The following is an 8,965-nucleotide window of genomic DNA, read 5'->3' as shown; positions in this document are numbered from 1 at the left end:
CTGGCGGGCCTGCTGCTGGGCGAGCTGGCGGCGCTGCTGGCGGTTGAGAGGGGCGGGGGTCATGTCGTTCTCTGAATAAGGGCGGCCGGCACCGGCAGCATTGCGGGGAGTGGGGGAGGGAGTCGCCACCGGGCCGGCCATTGATGGGTTAGAGCTGCAATTGCCCGTCGTTGGCGGAGGGCGGCACGATGGACACCACCACATCCTGGTTCTGCTTCATGTGCAGCTCACCGGCCTGCTCCTTGGTGGGGACGCAGTCGACCTCCATCGACACCACCACGGTGCCGCCTTCCTGCGGATCGAGGCGGAACTTGCTGACGGTGCACTCCTCCATGGTCAGGTCGGACTTGCCGCCGATGCCGTGGTGCACGATCACGGTCGCGCCGACGACCTTTTCAGACAGCACGACCTTGTTCTGCATGTTGGGAAACTTCAGGCACGGCAGATAGCCGGGGTCGTCGAGGCGGGGGTCTGCGTTGTCGGCCATATCGCCTTCGCCGCGGTGCGGTCGGCGGTAAAGCGATGCTTTCAGGTCAGGGCTGAATTCAGACAGCACATCGTTGCTGGTGGAATACGTGAGCTTGAGGGTCGCGGAAGGTTGATCGTCTTTCTTCGTGTTCGAATCGAAATGCAGGCGGCATTCTTGTTCGTGTGCGCTGTACATAGGTTCTCCTAGGCTTTTCGTTGGGAAATTAGGTGGGCGACGCCTGGGGGTTCCTCGGTTGCGGCGCCGCCCTGGGAGATCAGGCGGCCGGGGTCAGCTCGGCGCGGCGGTTCTGGTAGGCCCGCTGCAGGGCGTCGTAGTGCTCGTCCGGCGCGTCACGCAGGCTGTCGCCTACCAGGTCGAGCGCGTCGATGGTGGTGGCCTCGGTGATCTGCTGGAGGATGGGCGAGGGGTCGTAGGCCAGGGCTGCCGGCGCGTCGTCATCTGCAGGCGCGGGAGTGATGTAGTCGCCGTCCAGCACGTTGTCGAGTGCCTGCGATTCGCCACGGGCGTTCAGCTCATCCAGCGCGGCGGCGCTGGCCAGTTCGATACTGACCGGCAGGTACTTGAACAGGCGGCGCAACACGGTCTTGCGGCCCATCTCTGAGAAATGCCCGCCCCACGGGCTGGAGGCTTCCTTTCCGTAGCGCTTGGCCTGCTTCCATCCTTGCGAGGCGTCGCGGATATCGAGCACCTGCTGGTAGCTCATGACCTCGAATGCATGCCCGCCGCCGACCAATTTGGCGACTGCATAGAAAGCGACGATGTCGCCGCGCTCGCCCATCGCCGGGCGATGCTCCAGCTTCTCATCCAGCCCGTAGGCGTACTCGAAATGGTCATTGGCGTGCACGGCGTGGGCGGCAATGCTCACGATCTGGCCAGAGCGGCGCGCGAGATCAATCAGGCCCTTGTAGCCCAGGACAATCTGCACCTCGACAATGCCCTTCTGGCGGTTTTCGAAGGGGATCAGGTAGGCGTGCCCCAGGGGAGTGTTGGGCTCCAGACCAAGCTGGGAGACCTGGACCACGGCGCCCATAAGCGATTCGACCGTGCAGCCCATGAGCTTCGGGGTGGTGCGCAGTGCGCCCAGCGCGATTTTCAGCATGCGGTCGGCGCTGACGTGGCGAGGAAGCACAGCGGCCAGCGTGGCCTTCTGCGATTCGAAAAAGGTCTTGACCTGGCCGATTCCAGCCTGGGAGGCGACCATCTTGGAGGTCTTTTTGAGATCTGCGAGCGATGTGGTTTGCGACATGGCTTTTCCTGTCATTCGTCGTTGAAGGCCCAGCCGGGCAGGGTGGCAAGGTGGATGCCCTGGCCGAAGCCAGGCCATTCGCCGGATGCCAGGCATTCGGCGTAAGTGGAAAGGTTGCGGCGATAGTCGCGGCGGCCCTGGGCCTGGCTCTGAGGGTCGAGCATCACGGCGCTGGCGGCGAACGGCCAGGCGTCTTGAACAGCCACGAAGATGAAGGCCAGCACGTCCTTTCCGCTGGCGGCCGCGTAGCCGTCGCTGTAGTAGGCGTCCTGCACGTGGTAGCGCTTGCGTGCGATCTGGCGTGCAAACTCGGCCGGGCTCGCGTCGCTGAAGGTCTTCACGTCCAGCTGGATCACGCCGGACTCGCCCACCGGATGGACCCAGTCAGGACGGCAACGGCACAGCACGCCGGTTTCGGCATCGATCCAGTACGCGGATGATTCGGCCACGCCGGCGGCCAGGGCTTCGGCCACATCGGGCAGACGGCGCACAGCCTCGGACTGGCGCAGGGCTGTCTCGCGCTGAGCGTGCGAGATGATCGTGCGGCCGGCGCTGCTTTTGTTCCAGGCTGCCCACCATTCCATCGCTTCGACGCTTTCCGGGCTGGGCTTCTTGGCGTTCCACTGGGCATCGGTGGGCCGGCGGGGCGCGTCCGCAGGCAGCACGGCATACCGCTTGTCGAACTCGTCCGGCTCAAGGATTGCGCAGTGTGCGAGCTGGCCTTCCAGCTGGCCTTTGCGCTCCGGCTCAGGCGGGCGCGCCGGGTTCAGCGTCAGGTCGTAGAAATTGGCTGGCGACACGTTGATGCGATCCAGCCCGGTTTTGCTGATTCCAGGCCCGCCGTGGTACTCCTCGATGGGCAGGCCCACGATCACGCGCGGGGCGTCGATCATGGCCACGGGTTCGGTGATGGCGTTCATGCTTCAGACTCCGGGATGCCGGACCGAATGCGCAGCTCGCGGATCGTGTCGGCGGTGAATTGGCTGTCCGGGTCGTGGCCGAACCATTCGCACGCGGCGACGACGCCGAAGGCGCGAATGGCGTTATCGAAAGCGTCGGCCGGCACGCGCTCGTCAACAGGCGGAATCTCGCCCGGGCCGCCGTGTGGGATGCGGGACATGCTCACTCCTTCGCCGCATACGCGGTCTTTCCGCCATCGCTGGCGGTGTGGATGGGTTCGCCGTGGGCGTCGAGGGTCGGGCCGATGACGCCGGTCATCAGCAGCAGGGAAAAGACGATGGCGGCGCTGCACAGGCCGTAGCAGGCGACGTTGATATCCCACTGCTTGCGGTAGGCCAGCAGGTACAGGGCCAGGGCGCGGCGGGAGAGGGTGCAGAGGCGGGTCATTGGGCACCTCGGGCTCGTTCGCGCATGCGGATCTTCTCCATGGCGCTCAGGTGGCCGGCGCGCTGGTTGCATGCTCCGTGCGCCAGCACCAGGTTGCTGATATGGTTCGGCCCGCCATGGGCCGCCGGAACCAGGTGCTCGACAGACCGGTCGGTGTCGTCGGTATGGCCGAAACAGTAGAAACAGCGGTCTCCGTCTCGCTCCAGCAGCGTGCGCACCACGGGGCTCAGCTTCACGCGCTTGGTCCGCACGCCAGCCGACCACGCACCATTGCCCTTGAACGCCTCCCAGGCCTTGAGCGCTTCACCGGTGAACGTGGTACCGCCCTTCGAGTTTCCGTAGACGATGGCCACGCCGGAGGCGCAGTCGAACCGCACCAGCTCCCATTCGCTGGTCGGGCGGAGCACCTGAGCGCCTCGCGCCACCAACCACTCGATGAACTTCGGGCGTGCGCCCTCGACCTTCTTGCGGCTCGGGGTCATGTGGCCCTCCTCAGAAAGGCCATAGCGCGATCACCGGCCAGGGCAAAGGGATAGGCGGCAGCGAGGCCGCACAGGATGAAAAGGGCGGTGGTCATTGGTAAACCCCCATCGCGCACTGCGCATTGACCCGCTCTTGCGCCGTCGCTTGAATGAATCTGCCCAGCAGCTCAGCGAGGCCGGCGCGAATGCTCGGGCAGTCGCCGGTATCCAGCAGGGCCAGCAGCACGTTCTCTCGCAGGTTGCTGACGTGATCCATCAGCACTTCGGCCCACCATTCGGCTGTCTCGCCGTAGGCATAGGCAGCTTCATTGGCCAGGACGGCCTGCACGGCGGTCACGGCTTCGTCGCGGTCAACTTCGGGGACGTCGCCGGGGTAGGTCTCGCCGGGGCCGGCATAGGGCGAGGCAGTGCGGGAGGGGTCATCGCGGCGATAGGATGGGGTCAGCATGGTCAGGCCTCCACCGACTGCCCGGCCAGCTCGCGATAGCGGCCGAACTCATCGCCAAATGCCGATGCAATGCGCGCGCGGTTCGTGAAATCCGCCAACTGCCACAGGCGGGCCAGCTGCTTGACGAAGTTGCCGCCGTACTGCGACATGGCCTGCACGGCCTGCTCGTCGGTGATGTGGTCCATGCTTTTCTCCCAGGCCTCGGGTTGAGGCGTTGGGAGAATTTAAACATGGCGTTTATATGTAGTCAACACCATGTTTAATATTTAGGCAAAAAAAAGCCGCCACCCAGCGGCTCGCATCGTTAACCTGGCTGCTTAGCCTCTTCGAAAAATGCCAATGCAGTCTCGCGCGGGCTGCGGTTAAGGGCCGTTGTCCAGACTAGGCCGCCGGGCGGGAAGTCATATATTGCATGTGCGATTTCGCCCAAGGCATGGCGGCAGACTGGGTCATCGGGGGTGATTTTTACCCCGATCGCCTGCAGCTCGCGCGTTACGGCCTGCAGGTATCTTTTCTGTATCGGATGGGCTCGCCGCTTGCGTCCGTGCGCGTCAATAATGGTCAGTGCTCCCATGCCGAACCAATTCAGGTGCATGGTTAATTTGTCGTCAGAGAAAAGCACCATCGAGAACATAGCCGGCATCACTCCGTGGTTATTGCGTGGGGCAAATTACTCGACCACACCAGGCGCATGTGCCTTCGTGGTTCACGCGGCATGCTGGCCGCTTTTCTGTTCTTGTATTCGGGCTTCGACCGCCTCAATAACTGCCTCTAGCTTGCCTTCCACATACGCACGTTCGTCGGGGGAAAGGCGCTGGATACGACGTAGATCTAGCCTGGCAAAGGGCCATTTCTCATCGGTGGCTGGCGCGGCGCCACCGACAAACATAGGGCCACTCCCCGTGGTCACCCAGGTTGCATTCACGCCAAAGGCGGCTTGGGCATCGAGCAGGGCGTCCTTTGACGGGCCGCGCTTCTCCCAGTTGTGGACATTCTGAGGGGCGACATTCAGCAGGCGCGCTAGGTCGGTCTGGTCGGCCTCTCCGCTCAGGCGGCCTGCGGCCCTAGCCGCTTCATACATCCGCGCCATCTGTTCGTGCATAGGTTTCATGGCGAGATTGTCGTGCCGCTAAACGGGCCGTTGATACACGTGGTGTTGACCCAGTCATTAAACATGGTGTTTAATCGAGCGAAACAGGAGAACCCATGGATCACGATCAGCACCCTGATGCCGCCCTTATCGACGGCCTGGGCGGCCCCACCGCCACGGCGAAACGTCTTGACATTCTGGATGAGCCAGGCGCTGTCCAGCGCGTCAGCAATTGGAAGCGTCGAGGCATACCCGCGCGGGTTCGCCTGGATCATGCCGAAGTTTTCGCGGAGGCGGCCGCCGCAGCCACCGCCCAGCCCGCCCCGGCGCAGGAGGGTGCGTGAGATGGGCCGAATTGCTATTTCCCTGCTGGCCGGCCTGGCGGCTGGCCTAGCGCTTCGAGCAACGCAGCGACCTGGAGTGAAAGCCGCTCCCTCAATTCTGGGGGGGTTGGCTCGTCGTCCATCAGCTCGAGCAAATGCTCTGCGGACTCTTGCAAATTCCGGGCGGCTTGCGGTTGCCATTGAGGTGGCAACGTCCGGCAGAGGGCCTCTAGCGCTGCGCCCTGCGCCAGCACCTTGCCCTGCAGATCCACGATCGAGGCGTGCATGCTCATGACGACCTCGGTTAATTGTTCCAGTTCCTTCATGCCCTGCTCCTTTTCCAAGAATGGCTTGTGTGAGAGCAGCCAGTTTAAGGGGGAGGGGCAGGGCGCCAATTTCGCGGCCCATTGCTCAATGCACCGTCGCACAGAAAGCCTGGGCGCTCTCAAGGGCGCGCCGGTCGCGCTCGTCTGCCAGCGCTTGGAAGAGTTCCATCACCGTCCGCTCGGACGGATCGGTAAAGCGTTTGCGGGCCAAGTCCTGCGCGCAGGTCAGCAGTTTCTCGGTATCGGTCATTTCTGGCTCTGTCGTGTTCATGCCGTCAGTTTGCAGAGGCTCAGCTTCAGCGGCATTCCCATTCATTTGAGCCGGGTTGAAACACCATGAACCCTGATGAAGCACCGATTCGGATGCATGGCGGGCACGACGAGGAAACCCTGGTCCGGCGCCTGCTTCGCAGCCTGGACAAAGCCAAGCGCCTCGCCGTCATGCAGGCCTGCGGCTGGGAAGATGAATCTTCGATTTCGCAGGTCATCAGCGGGCGCGCGGGCATCAAGCTGGAGCAGCTGGACGCGCTGCTGGGCGTGCTGGGGCTGTCCATCCAAGAGGACGAGTACATGGACTACCTGCGCAAGGGGAACACCATCGGGGCGAACTGCTGCCGCGCCAGCGCAAGCCTCGGTTACTGCAGGGCGCGCTGACATGACGCAGAAAATTTCCCAGTTGTCCGGCCAGCTCTGCTCGCGTGAGGATTTCCGTGCGTTCTGCGGCACGACCACTGCAGACGAGGCCGCCGCCTTCATCCGCCGCGTGTGCCGCGTCCAGTCGCGCCGCGAGCTGGATCACAACCCCGAGGCCCGCGACCGCTTTCATGAGCTGGTGAGGAAACCGTTCGCCTATAGGACGGCGCCATGAACTACTACGAGCACCATATCCGCGACTATGACGCGGCCACGGCCCACCTGTCCTGGGACGAGGACATGGCCTACACGCGGCTGATGCGCTGGTACTACCGGAAAGAGCAGCCGATCCCCGCTGACATCAAGGAAGCGTGCCGGCAGATCCGTGCGACCTCGAAGGCGCAACGCGATGCCGTCTCGGCCGTGCTGCATGAGTTCTTCGAGCTGCGCGAGGACGGATGGCATCAGGAGACCTGCGATGCCGTCATTGAAGCGTTCCAGGCCGGCGAGCCTGAGCGGGAAGCCAAGAAGGCGAACGAAGAGAACCGCTTGCGCCGGCACCGAGAGGAGCGTGCGCGACTGTTCAAGATCCTGACTGATGCAGGGGAGCACGCCCCGTGGAACATCAAGATTGATGACCTTCGGTCCATGGTTGAGGGTATTCAGGCCAGGGCAGCAGCAACGCATCAAGGGTTGCCTGAAACAGGAACTGATACACCGCCTGAAACGGCACCTGCAACGCCTGCAACGGCTACCCAGACACCAGACACCAATCACCAGACACCAGTATTAAAAGAAGAGAGAGATAGCGCGGGCGCGCAAGGCGACGAACCCGGGGGCTACCTGCCCAGCGGGACGCCCTACGGCCTGATGGCCAAGCTGCTGCGCAGTCGCGGGGTGGACGTGTCCCCTGGAAACCCGCACTTCCGTGCCTGGGTGGACCAGGGCCTGACCGAGGACGAGGCCATCGCTGGCATCGAAGCCGCACGTCTTGCCAAGCCCGCACCGGAGGCGATCCCATGGGCCTACCTGGCCAAGACGCTGGAAACCGCACGGGCCAAGGCTGCCGCCGTGCCGGAGAAGGGCGCAGAGCCCGCCAAGCCGAAGCAATCCGAGGACCGCTGGTGGCTCAACAACGCGGGCATCGACCGCAAGGGCCGCGAGCTGGGCCTGTTCGCCCGGGGAGGCGAGAGCTACCTGGACTTCAAAGACCGAATTTTCGAGGCGATACGCCGCCGTGACGCCGCCGCACAGGAGCAAACCGCATGAGCTACGCAGAAGCCGGCGCAGCCGTGAGCCACGGCCAAACCCATGCCCATCACGACCACCGGGCCTGCAGCGTACCGGGCTGCGTCCTGCCGGGCACGATTGCCGACAGCACCACCGGCTCAGCCGACTGGGTGTGCTCGATCCACCACGGGGCATCGCACTCGGAGCAGGCCGGCATCAGCGCCAGGATGGCAAACCGCCGAAAGCTGCTGATCCTGGCCCAGCGCCTGAGCAACGCCGGTGCCGCTGACCCCGTGCCGCAGCAGGTGACGGAGTGGGTCAAAGCCCAGGGCAGGGCCGATCTGCTGCCGTCGAGCCCGACGACCTGCCGCAAGCTGGGGGCCTCGATGCTGCGCACGCTGACGGACGAATGCCGGGCGCCCCAGGCGCGCGTTGGCGACACCACGAAACCCAAAGGCCAGCGCGACAGCTGGAGTTCCGCAGCTGATGCTGCAACCGCTTTTCTCGGAGGCTTGGCATGACCGCGCATGACTTGGAGGCCAAGCAGGCCGATGTGGCATTGGATCCGGTGGCGGGGACGCTGCGACGACTGCGAGAACACGCTCTGCCGGTGAAGGTGGTGCCAGACGCCCAGTCGCTCACGCCTGCCGAACAAGAGTTCGTCGAAAAGGCGCGTGCAGCACAGCCGCATCAGCTCGTCGGATTACCGGCGGGGATGACGATGGAGCGTGCCGGCCTGCTCGCCGCCGTCGCGCGCGCGCACGTTTCGCCGGACGCCGACCCCTGGGCTCGGGCTGGTGCTGAAATTCCCCGCGCCACGCCGGAGGCCCGCGTCAATGCTGGGTTTGACCCTGGTGCTGGCGCTGGGCCTGCGCCGGCGCTGAACGTGAACATCCTGGCGTTGGACCTGGGCACCAAGACCGGCTACGCACTGCGCCGACGTGACGGCACGTTGCGTTACGGAACCGAAGAATTCACGCCTCGCGCCAGCTGGACGCCTGGCCAGAAGTGGCAGCGATACCGCGCCTGGCTGTCGAAGATCATCGCCGAGGAAGCCGTTAATCTCATCGTGTTCGAGGACGTGAAAGCCCACGGCAAGGGCGCTGTACTGGCCGCGCACGCCTATGGCGGATTCAGGGCGATGCTCGAAATGGTCGCAGACGGCCACCGCGTGCGCCTGTTGCCGGTGGGCGTGGGCACGATCAAGAAGCACTGGACGGGCAAGGGCAACGCGAACAAGGACGCCATGCTGGCCCAGGCCAAGGCCCGGGGCTTCCGGCCGGAGACCGACAACGACGCCGATGCGCTGGCCATCCTGCATTGGGCGGTTGAGCAGGAGGCGGGGTAGGG

At 64.4% G+C, this 8,965-nt stretch carries 18 protein-coding genes; 5 read left to right on the top strand and 13 right to left on the bottom strand.

Translation table 11 applies throughout. The features are described from left to right. Positions 1–148 precede the first annotated feature (148 nt). From A7V84_RS11030 to A7V84_RS21475, 13 genes are all read right to left on the bottom strand, one after another. On the bottom strand, positions 149–664 hold the full coding sequence (locus tag A7V84_RS11030; protein WP_063491399.1) for a hypothetical protein: 516 nt from the start codon (positions 662–664) through the stop codon (positions 149–151). Positions 665–743: 79 nt separating this feature from the next. After that, entirely contained in the window at positions 744–1,736 is a 993-nt protein-coding gene (locus A7V84_RS11025) for a recombinase RecT (protein WP_063491398.1), read from the bottom strand. A gap of 11 nt (positions 1,737–1,747) precedes the next feature. Next, the gene (locus A7V84_RS11020; RefSeq protein WP_063491397.1) at positions 1,748–2,656 is read right to left on the bottom strand and encodes a PD-(D/E)XK nuclease-like domain-containing protein; all 909 of its coding nucleotides are present in this window, start codon (positions 2,654–2,656) and stop codon (positions 1,748–1,750) included. Then, positions 2,653–2,856, bottom strand: a complete 204-nt coding sequence (locus A7V84_RS11015; RefSeq protein ID WP_063491396.1) for a hypothetical protein — start codon at positions 2,854–2,856, stop codon at positions 2,653–2,655. The genes A7V84_RS11020 and A7V84_RS11015 overlap by 4 nt, the downstream gene beginning before the upstream one ends. 2 nt (positions 2,857–2,858) lie before the next feature. After that, complete coding sequence (locus tag A7V84_RS11010) at positions 2,859–3,083, bottom strand: hypothetical protein (RefSeq protein ID WP_063491395.1); 225 nt, start codon at positions 3,081–3,083, stop codon at positions 2,859–2,861. After that, positions 3,080–3,565 (bottom strand): HNH endonuclease, encoded by a 486-nt coding sequence (locus A7V84_RS11005; RefSeq protein ID WP_063491394.1) that lies wholly within the window; start codon positions 3,563–3,565, stop codon positions 3,080–3,082. Before A7V84_RS11005 ends, A7V84_RS11010 begins: the two co-directional genes overlap by 4 nt. Positions 3,566–3,656: 91 nt before the next feature. Beyond that, positions 3,657–4,013: a hypothetical protein gene (locus A7V84_RS11000; protein WP_063491393.1), complete on the bottom strand. Its 357-nt coding sequence runs from the start codon at positions 4,011–4,013 to the stop codon at positions 3,657–3,659. 2 nt (positions 4,014–4,015) lie between these two features. After that, positions 4,016–4,198 carry a hypothetical protein gene (locus A7V84_RS10995; RefSeq protein ID WP_063491392.1) on the bottom strand — a complete coding sequence of 61 codons (183 nt, stop codon included), beginning with the start codon at positions 4,196–4,198 and terminating at the stop codon, positions 4,016–4,018. Between the two features lie 119 nt (positions 4,199–4,317). Next, positions 4,318–4,647 (bottom strand): hypothetical protein, encoded by a 330-nt coding sequence (locus tag A7V84_RS10990; protein ID WP_063491391.1) that lies wholly within the window; start codon positions 4,645–4,647, stop codon positions 4,318–4,320. Positions 4,648–4,719: 72 nt separating this feature from the next. Then, entirely contained in the window at positions 4,720–5,124 is a 405-nt protein-coding gene (locus tag A7V84_RS10985; protein WP_115638861.1) for a helix-turn-helix domain-containing protein, read from the bottom strand. Beyond that, entirely contained in the window at positions 5,121–5,378 is a 258-nt protein-coding gene (locus A7V84_RS21120; RefSeq protein ID WP_156507926.1) for a hypothetical protein, read from the bottom strand. The genes A7V84_RS10985 and A7V84_RS21120 overlap by 4 nt, the downstream gene beginning before the upstream one ends. An 83-nt stretch (positions 5,379–5,461) precedes the next feature. Next, positions 5,462–5,752 (bottom strand): hypothetical protein, encoded by a 291-nt coding sequence (locus A7V84_RS10975; RefSeq protein ID WP_063491388.1) that lies wholly within the window; start codon positions 5,750–5,752, stop codon positions 5,462–5,464. A gap of 85 nt (positions 5,753–5,837) precedes the next feature. Beyond that, positions 5,838–6,002 carry a hypothetical protein gene (locus tag A7V84_RS21475; protein ID WP_167350343.1) on the bottom strand — a complete coding sequence of 55 codons (165 nt, stop codon included), beginning with the start codon at positions 6,000–6,002 and terminating at the stop codon, positions 5,838–5,840. Positions 6,003–6,088: 86 nt separating this feature from the next. Between A7V84_RS21475 and A7V84_RS10970 the strand changes: the two genes are divergently transcribed. Genes A7V84_RS10970 through A7V84_RS21670 form a run of 5 tightly spaced genes read left to right on the top strand, consistent with a single transcriptional unit; the run spans position 6,089 to position 8,963 of the window. Then, positions 6,089–6,406 carry a hypothetical protein gene (locus A7V84_RS10970; protein WP_127070880.1) on the top strand — a complete coding sequence of 106 codons (318 nt, stop codon included), beginning with the start codon at positions 6,089–6,091 and terminating at the stop codon, positions 6,404–6,406. Between the two features lies 1 nt (position 6,407). Next, positions 6,408–6,620, top strand: coding sequence for a hypothetical protein (locus tag A7V84_RS10965; RefSeq protein WP_063491386.1), 213 nt, complete (start codon positions 6,408–6,410; stop codon positions 6,618–6,620). Beyond that, on the top strand, positions 6,617–7,654 hold the full coding sequence (locus tag A7V84_RS10960) for a YdaU family protein (protein ID WP_063491385.1): 1,038 nt from the start codon (positions 6,617–6,619) through the stop codon (positions 7,652–7,654). The genes A7V84_RS10965 and A7V84_RS10960 overlap by 4 nt, the downstream gene beginning before the upstream one ends. After that, positions 7,651–8,136 (top strand): hypothetical protein, encoded by a 486-nt coding sequence (locus A7V84_RS10955; RefSeq protein ID WP_063491384.1) that lies wholly within the window; start codon positions 7,651–7,653, stop codon positions 8,134–8,136. Before A7V84_RS10960 ends, A7V84_RS10955 begins: the two co-directional genes overlap by 4 nt. Then, complete coding sequence (locus A7V84_RS21670) at positions 8,133–8,963, top strand: RuvC family protein (protein WP_231940115.1); 831 nt, start codon at positions 8,133–8,135, stop codon at positions 8,961–8,963. The genes A7V84_RS10955 and A7V84_RS21670 overlap by 4 nt, the downstream gene beginning before the upstream one ends. The last annotated feature ends 2 nt before the right edge of the window (positions 8,964–8,965 follow it).

Origin of the sequence: Bordetella trematum (genome assembly GCF_900078335.1) — a bacterium.
GTDB lineage: Bacteria > Pseudomonadota > Gammaproteobacteria > Burkholderiales > Burkholderiaceae_B > Bordetella > Bordetella trematum.
The sequence above is the reverse complement of the archived record's forward strand: the minus strand, read 5'-3'. Positions and strand labels throughout refer to the sequence as shown.